Source organism: Vibrio fujianensis, assembly GCF_002749895.1.
Classification (GTDB): domain Bacteria; phylum Pseudomonadota; class Gammaproteobacteria; order Enterobacterales; family Vibrionaceae; genus Vibrio; species Vibrio fujianensis.
In genome coordinates this window covers 184,675-205,864 of record NZ_NBUS01000038.1, presented here as the reverse complement: position 1 = coordinate 205,864, position 21,190 = coordinate 184,675, and the positions used below count along the sequence as shown (strand labels likewise).

The following is a 21,190-nucleotide window of genomic DNA, read 5'->3' as shown; positions in this document are numbered from 1 at the left end:
CAATATACAGTTGGTCACTCAACTGCTCAGATAATGCTTTCAGCTTTGTCGCATATTCTTTGGCAGCTTCAATATCATGGATAGAGCAAGGGCCGCACACAATCAGTAAACGATGATCGCGTTTATGAATGATATCCGCAATCGTTTGCCGAGATTGACGAATAAACTGACGAGCCTTATCACTCAGTGGTAATTTTTCTTTTAATGCGTCAGGTGTTATTAAAACCTGTTCATCAATAATATTAATATCACTCAAGTCACTTTTTTTCATACCACACCTGTAATATATTGTTTACACCATTCTATCTTTGATGGTTAAATCTGAATAGGTATTAACTTAACAGGCTTTATTTCTAATGCAAGTGTAAATTTAAAAAAACATTAAGTGTAAATATTATTATACATTTGGTATTTGTCGTTGTTATCCCCTATACCCAAACAACTTGGCGTTGCAGGTCGGCGGCAAATGAGTGACAAATTTGTCTGGAACAAATTTGAACAGCCGTCGGCTGGCCTTTGGTGAGCGCCACGGATGGCTCTCATCATCACCATGAACATCGGCTAACTATGTGATTGGAGTGAACGGCTGTAGTTAACATCCCTGCAGATTCAAATAGAAAGGGTATAAACAAACATGTTTTATTCAGCAAAACTTACTTAGAATAAGGCATTTTCTCTGTGATAGATAAATTAGGCTGTTTATGGAATTGGTTCTTTCTCTACTACAACAAATGTGTGTTTACTTTGTATTGGCTTATATGCTGAGTAAAACCCCGTTATTTCTCCCTATCCTCAATATATCCAGCCATTTATCACATAAATTGAGCGTCTATGTATTATTTTCCTTATTTTGTATTTTAGGCACCTATTTAGGTTTACAAATCAATGATGCGATTGCCAATACACGAGCAATTGGCGCGGTTATGGGAGGTGTATTTGGTGGGCCAGTGGTTGGCTTTGCTGTCGGGTTTACCGGCGGAATGCATCGCTATACCCTCGGTGGTTTTACTGATCTTGCTTGTGCCGTTTCAACAACCGCTGAAGGTTTAATTGGTGGGTTATTTCATTTATACATGATTAAAAAGGGAAAGCGCCAACAACTGTTCAATACCCGTGCAGTCTTTACGATTACGTTGATTGCCGAACTGGTGCAAATGCTATTAATTTTATTAATAGCCAAGCCATTCGCTGAAGCCTACGCACTAGTCTCGGCGATTGCGATTCCGATGATCATCGCTAACTCTTTAGGTGCTGCTCTGTTTATGAGTATCCTACAAGATAAAAAAACCATTTTTGAAGAATATTCTGCTACCTTCTCGCGCAGAGCACTGAATATTGCAGAACGGTCGGTTGGGATTCTTGCCGCAGGTTTTAACCCCAATAATGCTGAGAAAATAGCCAGAATTGTCTACGAACAAACCAATGTTGGTGCCGTCGCGATTACCGATAGAGAAAAAATTCTCGCTTTCGTCGGCATTGGTGATGATCACCATAAACCGAACACCCCAATCTCCTCGCAAAGTACGCTCGATGCCATCATGCGGAATGATATTATTTACCTTGATGGTAAAGAGCACCCTTATCAATGTTCGTTGTCCGCCACTTGTAAACTGGGATCAGCGCTCATAATTCCACTCCGAGCTGGCGATCGAGTCATTGGTACGATTAAATTATACGAACCTAAGCGTAAACTGTTTTCAACCATTAATATGTCAATGGCACAAGGGATTGCCCAACTTCTTTCTAGTCAAATTCTTTATGGCGAATATCAAGAAAAGCAGATCCTCTTATCGCGCGCAGAGATCAAGCTACTTCAAGCCCAAGTAAACCCGCATTTTCTATTTAATGCATTAAATACGATAAACGCCGTGATCCGTCGGGATCCAACCAAAGCGCGAGAACTTATTCAACATCTCTCACAATTTTTCCGCAGTAACTTAAAGCAGAATATTGGAACGGTTACTTTAAAAGAAGAACTAGCCCATGTGAATGCTTATCTAACCATTGAAAAAGCACGTTTTAGTGATCGCCTTGACGTTGAAATTGACATCCATGCAAAACTGCTCGAACGCAACGTTCCCAGCTTTACTCTGCAACCTTTGGTTGAAAATGCAATCAAACACGGGACCTCAAACCTATTTGAAGGAGGAAAAATACGCATCTATAGCCAACCAGAAGAAGGGGGCGATCGCATTGTTGTGGAAGATAATGCCGGAAGCTATCAAACGCCAAAACAAGATCATGATGGCCTTGGAATGCAAATTGTGGCTAAACGCTTAACCTATAAATTTGGTAATGCGTCATCACTTAACGTGGCTGTTGAACCCAACCAATATACTCGGATGAGCTTTCTCATCCCACACAAAGGAAGTTACTAAAATATGAGTATGCTCTCTGCATTAGTCATTGATGACGAACGCTTTGCTCGTGAAGAACTCGTAGAATTATTAGACGAAAGTGGCAAGATAAAAGTCATTGGTGAAGCTAACAATGCGATTGAAGGACTAAAAAAAATTCATCAACTCAAACCCGATGTCGTGTTCCTTGATATACAAATGCCACAGATTACGGGTATTGAGCTGCTCGGTATGCTCGATCCTGACACTATGCCCAAAGTGGTATTTGTCACTGCTTATGATCAATACGCATTACAAGCTTTTGAAGAGAATGCTTTTGATTACTTACTAAAGCCCGTCGATCCCGCTCGCTTGAATAAAACCATCCAACGCTTACAGCGTAATCTAACTAAAACACAAGATTACACGTTATTAGCACCTCACCAGCTTGATCATATCCCTTGCATTGGCCTTAATCGAATCATGATCATTCCAACTCAGGCGGTAGAATTTGCCTTTAGTGATCTCTGCGGAGTACACGTTCAAACTGCTCAGCAACGAGCAACCAGTCAGTTAACACTCAAGATCTTGGAAGAAAAAACGCCATTACTTCGCTGTCATCGTCAATATCTGATCAACCTAAAAGCGCTCAAGGAGATCAAATTATTGGAAAATGGATTAGCTGAAATTATCACTTCAAGTGAACACTCAGTGCCCGTGAGCCGACGTTATTTAAAAGAGTTAAAAGAAAAACTGGGCTTTTACTCCTGAATAAAGGCGCTAACACGCCTTAATTTAAACATATTGCTCAACAAGACGCTGCATGGTGACTCTGGCTTGTTGCCATTTGGTTAGTGATTGTAACTCTCGGTAGCTAAATGATTGTTTTTTAAGAAGAGTATGCGCTTGTGCTACCTCTGTGATAGGTAGGTTATCTAACACTGTCACAGCAGACTCACGTTTATTGCACATTAAAATCATATCGCATCCAGCGGCTAACGCCTGCTGCGCTCTTTGTGCGGCCCCCCCCATCATCGCAGCGCCTTCCATACTTAAATCGTCAGAAAAAACAATCCCTTTAAAGCCTAATTCCTGACGTAATTTCTGCTTTAACCAATAGGCGGAACCACTAGCAGGCTGCGAATCATAATAAGGATAAATCACATGGGCTGGCATGATAGCATCCAATATTCCCTCATCAATTTGCGCTTTAAAAATAGCCATATCGTCATCAATCGAATCACGTTGATCATAAGGCGTTTCTAGATGAGAGTCGGCCAGCACCGCACCATGTCCAGGAAAATGCTTACCGGTTGTGGCCATACCCACCGATTTCATCCCATGCATATAAGCACGGCTATAGGTAAGTACCGTTTGAATATCTTGACCGAATGCGCGACTACCAATAGCTCGGCAGTCAAATCCCTTATCCAACACAGGGGCAAAACTAAGATCAATATCATGGGCAATCAGCTCAGCAGCCATTAGCCATCCACCGAGTTCTGCTAAGGCTTCTCCATTTTGACATTGAGCATAATATTGCGCAGCCGGAATTAGGCTAAAACCATCACGAAAACGCTGAACCCTTCCCCCTTCCTGATCTACGCCAATCAAAATCGGACGTTTTGCCGCTTGACGAATCGCTTTATTCAACGCCAACAACTGCGAATTATCGTGATAGTTTCTAGCAAATAAAATCACACCACCAACGGTTGGGTGTGCCAAAATTTCACGATCTTCAGCGGTTAATTCACAGCCTTCGACATCAAGCCATAACGGTCCCATATTTGTCCCTTATTAAATAGTAAAGAGGTGAAAGTAAAAATTATCACAGCCGATGAAGTTATTCAGTTTGTTTTTCCATTACAATAACGTTTCATCACCTAACCCACCCAAGATGCATGGGATAAAAGCATGACTGAACGTGAACTCTATATTGGCATTATGTCTGGAACTAGTCTGGATGGCATTGATACTGCCTTGGTGGCGTTAAGCGAACATCATATCGAATTACTGGCACACGATTGTCTCGCTATGCCAGAGAAGATCAAACAGCGGTTACTTAATATTTGCCTCGGTCAAGCGACCCATCTACCAGAAATTGGACAGTTAGATCATCACCTCGGCCACCTCTATGCCGATGCTGTCGAGCAATTATTGCTAAAAAGCGGTTATCGCGCAGAACAGATCACCGCGATCGGAAATCATGGCCAGACCGTGTTTCACCAGCCCGATGGAGAGTCTCCTTTTACCCTGCAATTAGGAGATGCCAATATTGTGGCCGCTCGAACCGGAATCACCACTATTGCTGATTTTCGTCGTAAAGATATGGCCTTAGGCGGTCAAGGGGCTCCGTTAGTGCCTGCTTTTCATCGCACGGTATTTAATGTCACAGAGTCAACCATTGTAGTGCTCAATATTGGAGGGATTGCCAATATCTCCGTTTTATTCCCCGATAAAAACGTCTTAGGTTACGATACCGGACCTGGAAATACACTGATGGATGCTTGGTGCCAGCGACATAGACACCAGCCTTATGATAAAAATGGTGCTTGGGCACGCCAAGGACATCTTAATCTCTCTTTACTGCACGCATTAAAGCAAGATCCTTACTTCCTTCGCCCAGCACCAAAAAGTACTGGGCGAGAATATTTTAACTTACCGTGGTTGGAGGTTCATCTGGCCAATCATTCATTGAGTGCCCCCGATGTACAGCGGACATTATGTGAATTGACCGTACAGACCATTACCGATGAGGTTAGCCGTTATGCTCAAGGCTCGACACCACAACTATTGGTGTGTGGCGGAGGCGCTCAAAATGGCCTCTTGATGGATTGTTTGCAAACTCACCTCCCAACATGGCATGTGGCTTCGACTGACAGTAAAGGCGTCAATGGTGACTATATGGAAGCAATGGCTTTTGCTTGGTTAGCGCAGCGAAGAGTTCATGGTTTACCCAGCAACTTACCTGAAGTGACTGGGGCGAAACAGCTCGCGTCTTTAGGGGTCATTTACCCAGCAAAATGAGGTGGTCAGCTAATAAAGTGGCAGCATGATACTGCTATCACCATACTCTCGTTCTATCTTCATCAAACCTCATCAATGCCGGTGAAGGTGAAACAATAATGCTGATCGGCATCAACGATTATACTCATTCCAACCACGTTGCCATTCCATTCTAAATTTTTGAGCTTGTTCCGTGCCTTCACACACCCCTTCATAATATTGCCCATTGACTCCCATTTGATAAGCGAAGTTAGGATTACAATACTCAGTAATTCCTTCAAGATAACCTTTTTCATAATCATTATGCTTAACCGGCCCTACCTCAGACAACGCTTGATAAGAACGAGGCGTATTACCAGCAACCCCATCATTGTAACCAATTTGATGCCAGTTACCCTGCTCGGCCAAATCATTTTCGCTAGCCACACAGCCCATAAACCCTAAAACGATGCCAACCACGATTACTCTACTCATTATTAACCTTTTACTTGATAGAATATCCAAAATAACAATATTAACGTTTTATTAAAAACCACTCAGCAAACTTAAATGCCTCTTAATTTTTTATACGACCACTCGCCAGAGTAAGGCATGAGCCTCTGCGATAAATCATTTATTATCAGCGCCATTAAAGACACTTTAATCCATTAAAAAAACGTTAGCGCTTTGAGTATATACCCAAATAACTTGGAGTGGCAGATTCGCGGAAAGTAAGTCAGCCGATAAGCATCGGTACACGATACGCACGGAATAAACTGACGTAGTCAAACCGTTAGCCCTTTAAGTTACAAGGATATCACGCTCAATTGAACGATAAGCCCCTACGCATCATACAAATATAAAGGATACTGATCATGTTGTGGTTTCTAACCTGTGTTGCAGCCTTAATTGGTGGATACTTTCTCTATGGCACCGTGGTAGAGAAGATTTTTGGTATTAATGAACAACGCCAAACACCCGCTCATAGTAAAGCCGATGGCGTTGACTATGTCGCCATGTCGACCCCTAAAGTTTACCTTGTACAACTGCTGAATATCGCTGGCGTTGGCCCAATCTTTGGGCCAATTATGGGGGCATTGTATGGCCCTGCCGCTATGTTGTGGATTGTCGTCGGCTGTATTTTTGCCGGAGCAACGCATGACTATTTCTCAGGCATGCTGTCAGTACGTAATGGCGGTGCTTCTGTACCGAGTATTACCGGTCGCTACTTAGGCAATGGCGCGAAACATTTTATGAACATTTTTGCTATTGTCTTGTTGCTATTAGTCGGCGTGGTCTTTGTTTCAGCTCCTGCTGGAATGATTACTAATCTAATTAATTCACAAACAGACTTTACCGTTAGCATGACCAGCATGGTTGTTATTATCTTTGCTTATTACATTATTGCCACCATTGTGCCTGTCGATAAAATCATTGGTCGTTTTTATCCGCTATTTGGGGCATTGTTGATTTTTATGTCCGTTGGATTGATGACTGCCATTGCTTTTTCTAGTGAGCATCAAGTACTTGGGGGATTTGAAGTCAGTGATATGTTTGCCAATCTTAACCCCAATGATATGCCATTATGGCCAGCGCTGTTCATTACCATTGCTTGCGGTGCGATTTCTGGCTTCCACGCTACGCAATCACCATTAATGGCTCGCTGTATGGAAAATGAGAAAAATGGACGCTTTGTGTTTTATGGTGCAATGATTGGTGAAGGTATTATTGCATTAATTTGGTGTACCGTCGCACTATCGTTTTTTGGTTCATTAGACTCACTTTCTGATGCGGTCGCCAATGGAGGGCCAGGTAATGTCGTCTATGGTGCTTCATTTGGTTTGTTGGGGGTGTTTGGCGGTATTCTTGCCTTCCTTGGCGTGGTCATTCTGCCTATCACTTCTGGCGATACAGCCTTTCGCTCTAGCCGATTAATTTTAGCCGAGTATTTTAATATGGAGCAAAAATCATTACGTAATCGACTCATGATGGCACTGCCTCTTTTCATACTAGGTGCCGTATTAACTCAAGTCGACTTCGGTATTATTTGGCGCTACTTCGGCTTTGCTAACCAAGCAACTGCCGTCATGATGCTCTGGACTGCCTCAGCGTATCTACTCCGTCATAATAAACTACACTGGATTACCACAGTTCCAGCACTATTTATGACCACGGTTTGTATCACTTTCATCCTCAGCAATCATGCCCTTGGTTTTGGTTTACCCATGCAGTTGTCAACCATTTTAGGGATAACATCCTCACTGATGATTATGTTCTATGTCATACGAATCTCGAAAGGTAAAGGGGAAATTGATCTTGCTGAGCAACAAGAAGTTGAGAAAAAAACGATTAAAACCGCTTAATTGACCTTTTTGATACTCAAAACCCCTCGGGTATAGCCGGAGGGGTTTTCCACAATACTTCGAGGGCAGGCCTGTCGCTCCCACGTGATTTTTCAGTACAACGGCCGTTGTAAATTAACTGATCTGTTTAATTTGCAGTTCTTTAGGTACTTCAAAAAACATATTTTCTTCACGACCAAGTACTTCTTCAATTTGTGTCGCCCCTAATTGTCGAATACGATCAAGAATTTGATCGACTAATGCCTCCGGTGCAGAAGCTCCCGCTGTCACGCCGACCGTGCTAATGCCATTAAACCACTGTGGTTGAATATCTTCTGGACAGTCAGTCAGATAGCTTGGAGTACCGAGTTTTTCTGCTAATTCTTTTAGTCGGGTTGAATTCGATGAGTTTTTCGAGCCGACAACGATCATCATATCAACTTGTTGAGCAAGCATTCGAACCGCATCCTGACGATTCTGCGTCGCATAGCAAATATCATCTTTACGCGGCCCTTGAATCTCTGGAAAAACTTCACGTAATTTATCAATCACTTCCGCCGTTTCATCGACAGATAACGTCGTCTGACTAACATAGTGTAGATGAGTCGGATCTTTAACTTTTGTGAGCAGTTCAAGAACATCATCGGGTTTTTCGACCAGATACATTCCCCCTTGGTCACTCGCATATTGCCCCATCGTCCCTTCAACTTCCGGATGTCCTGCATGGCCAATCAATACAACTTCCATGTGACGACGACTGGCACGAGAGACTTCCATGTGAACTTTGGTGACTAAAGGACAAGTCGCATCAAAAACCGTTAATGCCCGTTCTTTGGCTTCTTGACGCACCTGTTGAGAAACACCATGGGCAGAAAAAATAACAATGTTATCATCAGGAACTTCATTTAATTCCTCAACAAACACCGCTCCCCGCTGTTTTAAGCCTTCAACAACAAAACGGTTATGCACCACTTCATGGCGTACATAAATTGGCGGCTGGTATAGCTCTAATGCTCGTTCGACGATGCTGATGGCGCGATCAACTCCGGCACAAAAGCCACGAGGATTCGCTAACAATATTTTCATGTTATTGCTCATGAGTTAAAAAATCTAATTAAGGGAAGAACACTAATCGACCGAGATAATATCGACATCAAATATCACATCTTGTCCAGCCAGTGGATGGTTAAAGTCAACCGTGACAGAGTCGCCTGCTATCTCAGTAATGATGCCAGGAATTTCCACACCATCTGGGCCACTAAAAGCCATTATCGTGCCAACATCCACCTCGTTATCACCGACAAATTTTGCTCTGTCCATATAGTGGATAAGATCAGGATTGGGCAAACCAAAAGCATCTGGTGCAGACAAGGCTATTGCTTTCTGCTCCCCCGCTTTCATTCCTAACAAACAGTGTTCAAAGTTATCGCTTAAACTACCATCGCCGATGATAAGTTTTGCTGGCTTACCTATATTATGGGTACTATCGGCTACAGAGCCGTTTTTCAATTTAATGGAAAAATGCAGAGTGACTGCTGAGTTATGGGTAATGGTTGTCACGTTAGGCTTCCTTCACAAAAAGGAGACAAAGACTGAATCGCTTGTCTATTTTATTTATTATACAACGCCTTTCTAACAAAAAGCGCCGACCGAATCAACGGACGACGCTTAAGGTTATTCGATTAATATTCAGCAAACTTAATGCTTTTTACCACGAAAGCTATCCAATACAATCATGGCCGCACCAAGGCAGATGGTACTATCGGCTAAATTAAAAGCAGGCCAATGGTAAGTTCCCCAATAGAAATCGAGATAATCGACCACAAAACCGTGTACCACTCGGTCAAACACATTGCCCACTGCGCCACCAATGATCAACGCATAAGCAATATTGTTCCATTTTTCTGTGGCAGGTAAACGGCGCATCCAATAGGCTAATAATCCTACCACGATCACCGCGATGCCGCTAAAGAACCAACGCTGCCAACCGGCTTGATCACTCAAAAAACTAAACGCGGCACCGTAGTTGTGAACGTAAAGCAAATTAAAGAACGGGAGAACTTCAATTCGGTTAGCCCACCCATAGCCCATTTCCTTCATGACTAGCAGTTTAATGCCAATGTCTGCCAAGAAAATGAGCAGCGCTAGCCATAGCCAACGCACTCCTGATTGTTTTAATGAAAATGCTTTTTGAGTCATACTCTCGCCTTGAAATTAAGCAAACTGACGCTGCTCGCCTTCACCTTCCACGTTAGACACACAGCGACCACAAATGGTTTCATGGCCTGAAATTGTGCCTACATCAGCAGTATAGTGCCAGCAACGTTCACACTTCTCAGCGTCGATTTTGCTCACTTGTACGAACAAGCCATCAATCTCAGTCGCTTGGGCCGCATCAGTCTGCTCTTCTAGTGCTTTTACTGTGGCTTTAGAGGTCAACAGCACAAACCGTAACTCGTCATGGAGTTTATTGAGTTTTTCCGCTAATGAAGGCTTGGCAAAGAGAGTCACTTCTGCTTGTAGCGAACCACCAATGATTTTTTCACTACGGGCATTTTCCAACAATTTATTCACTGCACCACGGACTTCTTGGATATCACTCCAAAATGCACTGCAGAGCGGTTCATTTTCATCTAAAGCAAACAAGTCTTGATACCACTCGCTGACAAAAACAAATGAGCTGCGTTTTTCACCATTCGCTTGTAACTGTGGCATTGCGTTCCAAATTTCATCGGCGGTAAATGACATGATCGGTGCCATCCAACGCACTAACGCTTCAACAATATAATAAAGTGCGGTTTGACAACTACGTTGTGCATGCCCCCCACGCTTCGCAGTATATTGACGGTCTTTGATCACATCGAGATAGAAAGAACCCATTTCAATAGAACAAAAGTGCATCAAGCGCTGAACTACCGCGTGAGTGTTGTATTCTTCATACGCTTTAATAATTTCCTGTTGCGCAGCTAAAGCCCTTGCAACCGCCCAACGATCCAAAGCCACCATTTGTTCAGCGGGTACCATATCTGTCGCTGGGTTAAATCCATTCAAGTTCGCTAAGAAGAAACGAGCGGTATTACGAATACGACGATAGGCGTCCGCACTGCGTTTTAAAATTTCGTCGGAAACGGCCACTTCGCCGGTATAATCGGTTGAAGCAACCCACAAACGTAAAATATCGGCACCTAATTTATTGGTCACATCTTTCGGCGCAACCACGTTGCCAATCGACTTCGACATTTTTCGTCCTTGTCCATCCACCACAAAACCGTGAGTCAAGACCTCTTTATAAGGTGCTTTACCTTTCATGGCGACCGATGAAATCAGCGAAGATTGGAACCAGCCACGATGTTGATCAGAGCCTTCTAAATACATATCGGCTTGAGCACCGTGAAATTCTGATCGATTGTCTACAACCGCATAGTGAGTGACGCCGGAATCAAACCAAACATCTAGCGTATCGAGCACTTTTTCGTATTGCTCAGCATCGCTACCTAAGATCTCTGTTGTATCGAGATCCCACCATGCTTGAATGCCTTTTTGTTCAACCAACTGCGCGACTTTTTCAATCAGTGCTGGTGACTCAGGATGCAGCTCGGCTGTCTCTTTATGAACAAATAGTGCAATCGGTACGCCCCATGTCCGTTGACGGGAAATACACCACTCAGGACGACCTTCAACCATACCTTCAATTCGGCTTTGACCCCAGTCCGGCATCCATTTCACGCCTTTAATTTCACTGAGCGCTTGTTCACGTAATCCGGCTTGATCCATCGACACAAACCACTGTGGAGTAGCACGGAAGATGATAGGGGTTTTATGACGCCAGCAGTGTGGATAACTATGCTCATAAGCATGGTGATGTAACAGCGCGCCTCGTTCTTTTAGAACCTCAACCACTGCATCATTGGCTTTGAATACATGCTGACCGGCAAACAGTTCTGTATCGGGCAGATAAACACCGTTAGAACCGACAGGGTTAGCGACTTCCAAACCATATTTTTGCCCAACCGCAAAATCTTCTTGACCATGGCCAGGAGCAGTATGTACCACCCCTGTCCCTGATTCTGTGGTGACATGATCACCTAAAATGGCAGGCACAGTAAAATCGTAGAACGGATGTTGGTATTGAGTTAGTTCAAGATCGGCACCTTTCGCAAAACCAAGATTATGGAAATGTTCAATACCCGCACGATCCATGACCTCTTTGGCCAGCTCTACAGCAACAATGATGCGTTCAGCCTTTTCACCTTCAACTTGGATCAACACATATTCAAGATCGTCACGCAAGCAAACGGCACGGTTTGCAGGTAAGGTCCAAGGTGTAGTGGTCCAAATAACAATGGATAGTTCACCTTGTCCAGCATGATCTTGCGCTAAGTTAAATTTACTGAGCACCGCTTCGGGATCAACGGCTTTAAAGCGCACATCAATAGACGGAGAAACTTTATTTTTATATTCCACCTCTGCTTCAGCCAGCGCCGAACCACAATCAGTACACCAGTGCACCGGTTTAAAGCCTTTGAGTAAGTGGCCGTTATCAGCGATTTTCCCGAGGGCACGAATAATGTTCGCTTCGGTTGCAAAATCCATAGTGCGATAAGGTTTATCCCACTCGCCCAAAACACCGAGTCGCTTAAAGCTTTCTTTCTGGCCTTCCACTTGTCCTGCGGCATACTCACGGCACTTTTCACGAAACTCCGCCGCAGTCACTTTTTGACCCGGTTTGCCGACTTTTTTCTCAACCATCAATTCAATCGGTAAACCATGACAATCCCAACCGGGAATATAAGGGGCATCAAAACCTGATAGCGTTTTGGATTTAATGATAATGTCTTTAAGAATCTTATTGAGTGCGTGACCAATGTGGATATCCCCATTGGCATAAGGAGGGCCATCGTGCAGTACGAATGATTTTTTGCCTTTTTTAGCTTGACGGATTGCTCCGTATAGATCTTCTTTATACCAACGTTTTAGCATTTCTGGCTCACGTTTAGCCAGATCGCCACGCATTGGAAACCCTGTTGCAGGTAAGTTCAGGGTATCTTTATATTCACTCATCGATTCTTAATTCCGTTCTATTGGGCGAAGTTAGACATTATGTGCATCGGTGGAATCAACCGACTCACTGTAAAGCTGACGCAGCCACACCCTAGCAGCCTCAGCATCCAATTCAATTTGTTGCTTGAGTACCTCAAATGACTCAAACTTACGTTCATCGCGTAACTTATGTAACAACGCGACTTCGAGCTGTTTTCCATACAAGTTGCCTTGAAAGTTGAATAAATGCACTTCCAATTGCTGGCGAACTCCATTCACTGTCGGCCGTTGACCAACATTTGCCACACCACCAATCGGGCATTCTCCCAAGCCATATGCTTGCACCACATAGACACCGGAAACCGGAGAAACACATCGTTTTAGTGGGATATTTGCAGTCGGGAAACCGATGGTACGGCCTAATTTTCGACCGTGAGAAACTCGCCCACTAATACTGTAATTTCTTCCCAGCATACTAGCAGCGAGAGGAAGTTCATCGGCGGCAAGCGCTTCCCTTATCAAGGTACTACTGACTCGTGCTTGTTCAACACAAAAACTGTGTGTATTCACCACCTCAAAGCCGTACTCTTTTCCAGCTTGACGCAGCATAGCAAAATCGCCCTTACGGCCTTGCCCGAAACGAAAGTCATCTCCTACTACCAGAAACTTAACACCCAATTGGGTGACCAACAAGTCACGAATAAACGCCTGAGCATCTAAATTGGCAAAATGATGATTAAAATTGACACACAACAAGCGATCAAGCTCTAATTTCCCCAATTGAACAAATTTATCTCTCAAACGGGTTAACCGAGCAGGCGCACGCTCCTTTAGAAAAAGCTCCATCGGTTGCGGTTCAAACGTCATCACCACTGAGGGCAAATTCAAGTACTTCGCTTGCTTAGAGACCTGACTTAATACCTTTTGATGCCCCAAGTGTACTCCATCGAAATTACCGATGGTTAAAACACAACCGTAATGATGAGGCTTAATGTTATGAATACCGCGGATCAATTCCATTGCAATACGCTTAAAACCTATTGTTCTCAATTATATGGGTGTAAAACTGGCGGATTATACCTTAACTATCCCTCTTCTGTCGCTGCTTTTAGGTCTTTTAATCGAGTGCCAAACACGAGAGCACTAAGAAGATATGCTAATGCACCAAAGACAATTAGCCCCGTTAAAGTGAGTATTCGTTGTGGAAGTCCCCACGTTAACCAAACTGACATCGTATCCAACTGCCAATAGATGGCAGTCACCATCACTACGCCAGCAAAAAGCAGACGAATGACAAATAACACCGTTTGACGACTCACTCGATACACACCTTGGCGATGCAAGCCTCGATATAAAAGAGCCATATTAATAAAGGCAGAAAGTGCTGTAGCTGCTGCGAGTCCGACATACCCATAAAACCAAGCAAAAATCGCATTAAAAACAATATTACTTAACATCGCGATAATGCCATAACGGACTGGTGTTTTGGTATCTTGCCGAGAGTAATAGCCAGGAGCTAACACCTTAATCAGCATAAAATTCAGTAAACCTGCAGAATAAGCCAATAAAGATAACGAAGCTTGCTGTACATCACTCGCGGTGAATTCGCCACGCATGAAGAGCACCATCAGCATCGGCTTAGCTAACACCATTAAACCAAGCATCGCCGGAATTCCGAGCAAAATCACCATGCGAACCCCCCAATCCATGGTTTTCGCAAACCCAGCTTGCTCGGCATCAACATGGTTACGAGACAACGCGGGTAAAATAACCGTTGCGATAGCAATGCCAAACAAGCCTAGCGGAAATTCTAATAAACGATCAGAGTAATAGAGCCAACTGATCGAGCCCGTTTGCAAAAAACTGGCAACAAAAGAGTCAAATAACAGGTTAATCTGACTGACAGAAACACCAAACAAAGCGGGGATCATCAAGGTGCGAATTTTCACTACGCCAGGATCTCGCCAGCCCCATTGGGGCTTAACCAGCATGCCAGCTTTAATTAAAAAAGGCAGTTGAAATAAAAATTGCACCAAACCGCCTAAAAAGACTCCGATGGCTAACCCGACTTCAGGTTTGGCTAAATTGGGCGAAATATACCACGCTGATAAAATCATCATCACGTTAAGAAAAACCGGCGTAAAGGAAGAAACCGCAAATTTGCCTAACGTATTGAGAATCGCCCCAGATAAAGCCACAAAAGTGATAAACCACAAGTAAGGGAAAGTCATTTTCAGCAATAAACTGGCTAACTCAAATTTTTCCGCGGCAGGCCCACCATGTAGCCAATCCAAAAACCAACCTGCACCAAATAGTGCTGTTACGACACCAGAAAAAACAATACCAAGCAGCGTCACCACCGTAACTAAAACACCTAAGGTTCCTGATACTTTAGCAATCAATGCTCGGGTTTTTTCTTTGTCCCCAGAAGCGTGATATTCCGTTAATACGGGAACAAAAGCCTGAGAAAACGCGCCCTCAGCAAATAAACGGCGTAAAAAATTAGGAATTCGGTTAGCGAAAAAAAACACATCCGCGCTAGCTCCGGCTCCCATTAGGTTTGCCACCACCACATCACGAACTAATCCCAAAACCCGGGAAATAAATGTCATAGCACTCACAATAATGCCTGACTTGAGTAAGCGTTTACTCACAGTAACCTCGAAAAATAAGCGAAAATACTCGACCAATGACTGACAATACTGAAACAGAAAACCTCATAATCAAAGTTTCATCCTCGATAAACCTCAGTCACTTTATTAACTTAGTGATTATCTCCTGATATGAAGTCGCAGAATGTCAGCGTAAGATCCGGATAAGTATTAGCATTGGTAAAAAAATACTGTTAGAATCCACGCCATCTTAACCGTGAAGACCTTGTGATACCAAACTTGTTTGGTTTAGACGGGTTTTTGCACAAATCATTTGACATTTAAGTGCAAATAAGGGATATTTCCGGCCCTTAAATTGTCACCGAACTAAAGTTTTTGGGAGTTAGACCCTTGGCAAATAACAAATCTGCTAAGAAGCGCGCTATCCAATCTGAAAAACGTCGTCAGCACAATGCTAGCCGTCGTTCAATGATGCGCACTTATATGAAAAAAACTGTTGCTGCAATTGCTGCTGGCGACAAAGAAGCTGCAACAGCTGCACTAGCAGTCGTTACACCTATCCTTGACCGTATGGCAACTAAAGGCCTTATTCATAAGAATAAAGCAGCTCGCCACAAGTCTCGTTTCTCTGCAGCAATCAAAGCTCTATAATTGAGTGAGATTTCTCAGTGATAAAAAAACCGGCTAAAGCCGGTTTTTTATTTATCTATTTTTTATACTTTTTAGCTAAACAAACTGCCACATATCTTAATTAGTGAGCACAATACAAACGATGCAACAGCTCAATCATCGCTTTTACTTCATAACTGCTTAACGTATAAAACACGGTTTGCGCTTCTTTGCGCGTTTCAACTAAGCCATCCCTTCTTAGCCAAGCCAAGTGCTGTGACAATGCCGACTGGCTCAACTCTAACTTTCCACACAACTCGCCAACAGAAAGTTCCTGATTGTGTAATAAGCAAAGAATTTGCAGCCGCCTCTCATTTGCCATGGCTTTTAATAACGCCACTGCTTGTGTGGAGTTCTGTTCCATTTGTTCTAGGTTCATGAGCAAGCCTCTTTTCGATCACCACTTAAGCTACCCCATACCCACATACTGTTTGACCGACTCAAACACAAGGCGAGTTAATCACACCTTACTGCTCTAACTTTTTCGTCACAGGCAATACACTTAGAGGAGTAAGTGAACAGCTACAGAGGGACACTTAAATTTATCGGGCAGTTAGTATAGCGACAAACACCACCTTATCCAGCCGCCCGAGCTGGCAGATAGTAATCTATTTGTTAACAATAATATATACCAAATTTGCAGCAAGGTTTTGAATCTACGGTGCTCAAAACCATTTCTTTTTATTCAAAGAAATGGTGAAAATCTGCATCACATACACTTTTTACGGCCGGATGTTGAATCATCCGTTCAGCAAAAATCACGTAGTACTCTTCTTTTATTTCCTCAATTTGACTAATTAAATGCAACGTTCCTTCTTGCTCCATTTCTGATCGCAAAAGTAAAGGAGCCATAAAAATCACATCAGGATGGTACAAGGCAAACGCTTTCATCAATGCGGCATCATCAAACTCACCCAACACATTCGGCTGTAATCCTTGCCGTTCAAACCATTGATGAACTTTACGTCCCATGGCTGTCCGGCTGCCCGGTATCAATAATTTTCGATGAGCTAGAATCGCGGCATAATCTTTTTTATCGACTTTGCTGCTGGCGAATAACCCCATATGACTTTCACCTAGCTTTTTACTAAACAAACCGGGGCTTTGACTTGAATCGACAGGACAATCAGAAAGAATCATATCTAATTTATGCTGTGAGAGCTGTTCAAGGAGTAATTCATGAGTCGACTCAAAGCAACGTAAGTGAATTCGGTTGTCTTCTGGCACAGTCGTCATCAATATCTTACTCACTAAGCGCTTAGAAAGTGCATCAGCGACTCCCACATCAAATAGGACATTAGAACGTTGGCTGTAGTTGACGATATCCAGCATTTCATAACTCAGGCCAAACATGCGATCGGCATATTTAAAGACTAACTGGCCTAATTCGGTCGGCTCGATACTACGACCATTCCGTTTTGTCAATTTACCGGCTAGCCTATCTTCCAATGCTTTGATTTGTCCCGTCACCGTTTGCGGCGTTAGAAATAAAGCTTCAGCAGCTTTTGTGACTGAACCTTGTTTACACACCATCCAGAAATAATAAAGGTGATTATAGTTGAGATGCGACATAGGATAAGCTTCAGCATAAAAATGAGGTTTTAGTTATAACAAACCTCACGACAGACCACAAACCCTTCGTTAAAACCGATAAATAAAACCAAAAATAATGATTAAAACGAAAAATAACCCCCCAATTGTCATATAGCTGAAATTTGCTAGCCAAAGAGTTGAGAGAAAAATACGCTTGCTTATCTCAAAAAAACCATGAAATTCAAAAAGATAAAATAAAAATAAAAATAAACCGGGTGAGATAACAAAATCACCACTGAATCATGTCGCTGTCATATTAATGCAATATTCCCACTCTACTATCACGCACAGATTCAACAACAGACCTGTGATTGTCATTCGGTCAATGGAGAAGCCCATGTTAAACCAAGCGATATCAACAAGGTATTCAAGCGAAGCAACTGCTCGCTGGCTACATTGGATAAACTTGGCCTTTATGTTGTACTTACTATTACTCGCCGTTGCGATGGTCGGGAGTGGATTTAAATGGTCCGTTGGAGAGCAAGCAAAAGCTCTTTTTGCATTTGCTTCACACCCTGTCGCCGGATTAATGATAGGGCTAGTTGCTACCGCTCTGATTCAATCATCGAGTACGGTGACTTCCATTATCGTAGGATTAGTGGCTGGTGGTTTACCTGTAGAAATCGCCATCCCCATGGTGATGGGGGCGAATATTGGAACAACGGTGACCAATACGCTGGTCAGTTTAGGACATGCCCATTGCAAGGATGAATTTAAACGCGCTTTCGCCAGTGCAACCATTCATGATTTTTTCAACTTACTCGCCGTACTGATTTTCCTGCCATTGGAAATGATGTTCGGAATATTAGAAAAGATCGCCTACTGGTTAGTCTCCCCTCTGATGTCAACAGGCAATATGAGCATCAAGGGGCTAGATTTTATTGGCCCTGTTACTAAGCCCATTATTAGTGCTCTGCAGTCCCAGTTAACTTCATTGGGTAACATTTGGGGTGGAGTCAGCATGATAGGGATCGGGATTCTAATTATTTTCTTTGCCATCTTAGCGATGGGAAAACTCATGAAAAAACTCATGGTTGGTCCAGCGAAAGAGATTTTGCAAAAAGCCATTGGCCGAGGCCCATTACATGGCATCGCCTCTGGAAGTATTGTCACAGTACTCGTTCAATCGTCTACCACAACCACTACCCTCATCGTTCCTTTAGTCGGCTCAGGCGTACTCAAAGTCCGCGATATTTACCCTTTTACTCTGGGGGCAAATATCGGTACTTGTGTCACAGCCTTACTCGCCGCTACCGCCGTATCAGGAGAATTTGCTGTTTTTGCTCTGCAAATTGCGCTCGTGCATTTAGTCTTTAACTTAATGGCAACGCTACTGATTTTTGGCATTCCATTCTTGCGAGAACTTCCTCTCAAAGGAGCGGATTGGATTTCTGATTGTGCGATTAAAAATAAAGCCTCGGTAGCGGCCTATTTACTGGCTGTCTTCGTTGTGTTACCTGGCTCAATACTTAGTTTAACCACCTAATATAAGAATGAGGTTAATAAAAAGCCGCCGTATCATAGCAACGGCGGCTTTTTCGTGTTCACCCATCAAAAAATTATCTAACCTATTTGATCGGTAAAAAGAAAATGAGTAACAAGCATGCAATCACACCACTGCAACGTCGAGTAGAACCCGACCATTATACTGAAAAGGGATATTGAATGGCATCGTGATGCTGATAACCCGTGACTTCAAAGTCATCTAATGTCACCCAAGTTTCTAAATCTTCCAGTGAACGAATTTCAGGATTAATGTTAAAACGAGCAGCGCCAAAGGGTTCGCGCTTTAGTTGTACATCACGCATGAGTGCCAATTGGTCTTCATAGATATGCGCATTGACAATTTTATGATACGCCTGACCGGGTTTTTTACCGGTTATCTGTGCCATTAAAGCAAGAAACACATAGACTTGAACCATGTTAAAGTTCAAACCTAGCGGTACGTCACAGGAGCGTTGAGTGCTATTTAAGTACAAGGTGTCGCCCAGCAAAGAAAAATGATGGCTGTACATACAAGGCCGCAAACAGCCCATATCAAATTCACCGGGATTATAAAAATTGAGTATTTCTCCGCGGTCATCAACACCATGGGTCAAATCATCAACAATCTTCCTCAGTTGGTCGACCTGTCCACCATTAGGCTTCGCCCAAGCGCGACCTTGGACGCCATAAACTCGCCCCATATCATCCTCACCTTTTCGATAAGGATTATTCAACCAGTCATGGTTTAAGTTGGCATTCGCATCCCACGTTTTGGTTCCTAAACGACGGAAATCAGCAGCATTATCGTAACCCCGAATATATCCAAGTAATTCTGCCACCGCGGCTTTCCAAAAACTTTTACGTGTCGTGACTAATGGAAACTGATTATTGGCCACATCATAAGTTAAATCCGCATTAATGACGGTTAGACAGCGCTTACCGGTACGTTCATTTTCAACCCAAGCGCCTTGTTCCACAATTCGCTGGCAAAGGTCTAAATACTGCTTCACTTCAAGCCCTTATTTCTTTTGAGGTGTATCTTGATAGACTTGGCGTTGATACGCCCAAAACATGAGTAGTCCACCGATAATAATCATTGGTGTGGAAAGAATTTGCCCCATGGAGATGATGTCACCAAACAAGCCAAGTTGTACATCCGGCTCACGAACAAATTCAACCAAGAAACGAAATGTACCATATCCGATCAAAAATAACCCAGAAACTGAGCCTAGAGGGCGTGGTTTTTTGATAAACCAATTTAGAATAAAAAATAGGATAACCCCTTCTAATGCTAGCTCATACAATTGGGAAGGATGACGAGGCAGTGGCCCGCCATTCGGGAACACAAATGCCCACGGCACGTCGGTCACTCGGCCCCAAAGCTCGGAATTCATAAAATTACCTAACCGCCCCATACCCAATCCGAACGGAACTAAGGGAGCAACAAAATCCGCCACCCCAAAAAAAGTACGCTGATGTTTTCGCCCATACCAGAACATCGCCGAAATGACCCCCAATAAGCCACCATGAAACGACATTCCTCCGGTCCAAACTTTAAAGAGATATAGTGGATCAGCTAAAAATAGATCAAGGTTATAAAACAGCACATATCCAATTCGCCCACCAATTACCACACCCAAAAAACCGGCAAACAGCAGATCGGAAACCTGCTCTCGTGTCCAACCACTGCCCGGTTGATCAGCACGGCGATTGGCCAGCCACATGGCAAATAGAAAGCCAAATAAATACATCATTCCATACCAACGTACAGAAAGTGGGCCAATGGAAAACAACACCGGATCGATGTTCGGAAAAGTTAAATATCCCTGAGACATAAATGACGTTCTCTTATTTTTAAGAATAAAAACATTATTGCAGCAACATGGTTAGCGCAACAAACATGAGGAAAATAGCAAAAAAACGCTTCAACGTCGCCGTTGGCAGCCGAGTGGCTAATTTCGCACCAACACGAGTAGTTAACATCGAAGTAGAAGCAATCGCTAATAAGGCGGGAAGGTAAACATAACCAATACTGTAATCGGGTAAATTTTCTAGATGATAGCCGTGCAAAATAAAACCCAGCATCCCTGACATCGCAATCATTAAGCCACAAACCGCAGACGAGCCC

19 protein-coding genes and 1 pseudogene are annotated in these 21,190 nt (G+C 43.2%); 6 read left to right on the top strand and 14 right to left on the bottom strand.

From position 1 onward, the window contains the following. Positions 1-271: pseudogene (locus tag B7C60_RS17860) on the bottom strand (3-deoxy-7-phosphoheptulonate synthase); the annotation flags it as partial. A gap of 430 nt (positions 272-701) precedes the next feature. Between B7C60_RS17860 and B7C60_RS04815 the strand changes: the two are divergent. Next, positions 702-2,378: a sensor histidine kinase gene (locus B7C60_RS04815; protein ID WP_099610670.1), complete on the top strand. Its 1,677-nt coding sequence runs from the start codon at positions 702-704 to the stop codon at positions 2,376-2,378. Positions 2,379-2,387: 9 nt separating this feature from the next. Then, positions 2,388-3,107, top strand: a complete 720-nt coding sequence (gene btsR / locus B7C60_RS04810; RefSeq protein WP_099610690.1) for a two-component system response regulator BtsR — start codon at positions 2,388-2,390, stop codon at positions 3,105-3,107. Between the two features lie 24 nt (positions 3,108-3,131). Here btsR and nagZ read toward each other — a convergent pair whose 3' ends face one another. Beyond that, a complete protein-coding gene (gene nagZ / locus B7C60_RS04805) occupies positions 3,132-4,121 on the bottom strand; it encodes a beta-N-acetylhexosaminidase (RefSeq protein WP_099610669.1) in 990 nt (329 codons plus the stop codon). A 129-nt stretch (positions 4,122-4,250) separates the two neighbouring features. Between nagZ and B7C60_RS04800 the strand changes: the two genes are divergently transcribed. Next, a complete protein-coding gene (locus B7C60_RS04800; protein WP_099610668.1) occupies positions 4,251-5,363 on the top strand; it encodes an anhydro-N-acetylmuramic acid kinase in 1,113 nt (370 codons plus the stop codon). A 111-nt stretch (positions 5,364-5,474) separates the two neighbouring features. Here the strand turns inward: B7C60_RS04800 and B7C60_RS04795 are convergent, their stop codons facing one another. After that, on the bottom strand, positions 5,475-5,816 hold the full coding sequence (locus B7C60_RS04795) for a DUF2799 domain-containing protein (protein WP_099610667.1): 342 nt from the start codon (positions 5,814-5,816) through the stop codon (positions 5,475-5,477). A gap of 380 nt (positions 5,817-6,196) precedes the next feature. Between B7C60_RS04795 and B7C60_RS04790 the strand changes: the two genes are divergently transcribed. Then, complete coding sequence (locus B7C60_RS04790; protein WP_099610666.1) at positions 6,197-7,684, top strand: carbon starvation CstA family protein; 1,488 nt, start codon at positions 6,197-6,199, stop codon at positions 7,682-7,684. A 114-nt stretch (positions 7,685-7,798) separates the two neighbouring features. On the opposite strand, the gene ispH is transcribed toward B7C60_RS04790, so the two are convergent. The 6 genes from ispH to murJ all read right to left on the bottom strand — a co-directional run bounded on the left by ispH (position 7,799) and on the right by murJ (position 15,357). Further along, the gene (gene ispH / locus B7C60_RS04785) at positions 7,799-8,749 is read right to left on the bottom strand and encodes a 4-hydroxy-3-methylbut-2-enyl diphosphate reductase (RefSeq protein ID WP_099610665.1); all 951 of its coding nucleotides are present in this window, start codon (positions 8,747-8,749) and stop codon (positions 7,799-7,801) included. Between the two features lie 42 nt (positions 8,750-8,791). After that, positions 8,792-9,223, bottom strand: coding sequence for an FKBP-type peptidyl-prolyl cis-trans isomerase (fkpB, locus tag B7C60_RS04780; RefSeq protein WP_099610664.1), 432 nt, complete (start codon positions 9,221-9,223; stop codon positions 8,792-8,794). 138 nt (positions 9,224-9,361) lie between these two features. After that, positions 9,362-9,862: a signal peptidase II gene (lspA, locus tag B7C60_RS04775; RefSeq protein WP_099610663.1), complete on the bottom strand. Its 501-nt coding sequence runs from the start codon at positions 9,860-9,862 to the stop codon at positions 9,362-9,364. A gap of 15 nt (positions 9,863-9,877) precedes the next feature. Next, the gene (ileS, locus tag B7C60_RS04770; protein WP_099610662.1) at positions 9,878-12,724 is read right to left on the bottom strand and encodes an isoleucine--tRNA ligase; all 2,847 of its coding nucleotides are present in this window, start codon (positions 12,722-12,724) and stop codon (positions 9,878-9,880) included. A gap of 30 nt (positions 12,725-12,754) precedes the next feature. Next, complete coding sequence (gene ribF / locus B7C60_RS04765; protein ID WP_099610661.1) at positions 12,755-13,723, bottom strand: bifunctional riboflavin kinase/FAD synthetase; 969 nt, start codon at positions 13,721-13,723, stop codon at positions 12,755-12,757. Between the two features lie 65 nt (positions 13,724-13,788). Continuing rightward, a complete protein-coding gene (murJ, locus tag B7C60_RS04760) occupies positions 13,789-15,357 on the bottom strand; it encodes a murein biosynthesis integral membrane protein MurJ (RefSeq protein WP_099610689.1) in 1,569 nt (522 codons plus the stop codon). 348 nt (positions 15,358-15,705) lie between these two features. Between murJ and rpsT the strand changes: the two genes are divergently transcribed. Then, positions 15,706-15,966: a 30S ribosomal protein S20 gene (gene rpsT / locus B7C60_RS04755; protein ID WP_099610660.1), complete on the top strand. Its 261-nt coding sequence runs from the start codon at positions 15,706-15,708 to the stop codon at positions 15,964-15,966. Positions 15,967-16,066: 100 nt separating this feature from the next. Here rpsT and B7C60_RS04750 read toward each other — a convergent pair whose 3' ends face one another. Then, the gene (locus B7C60_RS04750) at positions 16,067-16,363 is read right to left on the bottom strand and encodes an ArsR/SmtB family transcription factor (protein WP_099610659.1); all 297 of its coding nucleotides are present in this window, start codon (positions 16,361-16,363) and stop codon (positions 16,067-16,069) included. 302 nt (positions 16,364-16,665) lie between these two features. Then, on the bottom strand, positions 16,666-17,556 hold the full coding sequence (gene nhaR / locus B7C60_RS04745; RefSeq protein ID WP_099610658.1) for a transcriptional activator NhaR: 891 nt from the start codon (positions 17,554-17,556) through the stop codon (positions 16,666-16,668). 358 nt (positions 17,557-17,914) lie between these two features. On the opposite strand from nhaR, the gene B7C60_RS04740 reads away from it, so the two are divergent. Beyond that, a complete protein-coding gene (locus B7C60_RS04740) occupies positions 17,915-19,063 on the top strand; it encodes a Na/Pi symporter (RefSeq protein ID WP_099610657.1) in 1,149 nt (382 codons plus the stop codon). A gap of 157 nt (positions 19,064-19,220) precedes the next feature. Here the strand turns inward: B7C60_RS04740 and B7C60_RS04735 are convergent, their stop codons facing one another. From B7C60_RS04735 to B7C60_RS17855, 3 genes are all read right to left on the bottom strand, one after another. Next, a complete protein-coding gene (locus B7C60_RS04735; protein WP_099610656.1) occupies positions 19,221-20,072 on the bottom strand; it encodes a thymidylate synthase in 852 nt (283 codons plus the stop codon). A 9-nt stretch (positions 20,073-20,081) separates the two neighbouring features. Next, positions 20,082-20,897 carry a prolipoprotein diacylglyceryl transferase gene (lgt, locus tag B7C60_RS04730; protein WP_099610655.1) on the bottom strand — a complete coding sequence of 272 codons (816 nt, stop codon included), beginning with the start codon at positions 20,895-20,897 and terminating at the stop codon, positions 20,082-20,084. Positions 20,898-20,931: 34 nt separating this feature from the next. Further along, positions 20,932-21,190 (bottom strand): TSUP family transporter (locus B7C60_RS17855; protein ID WP_245868549.1); only part of this gene is annotated, 259 nt, incomplete at its 5' end.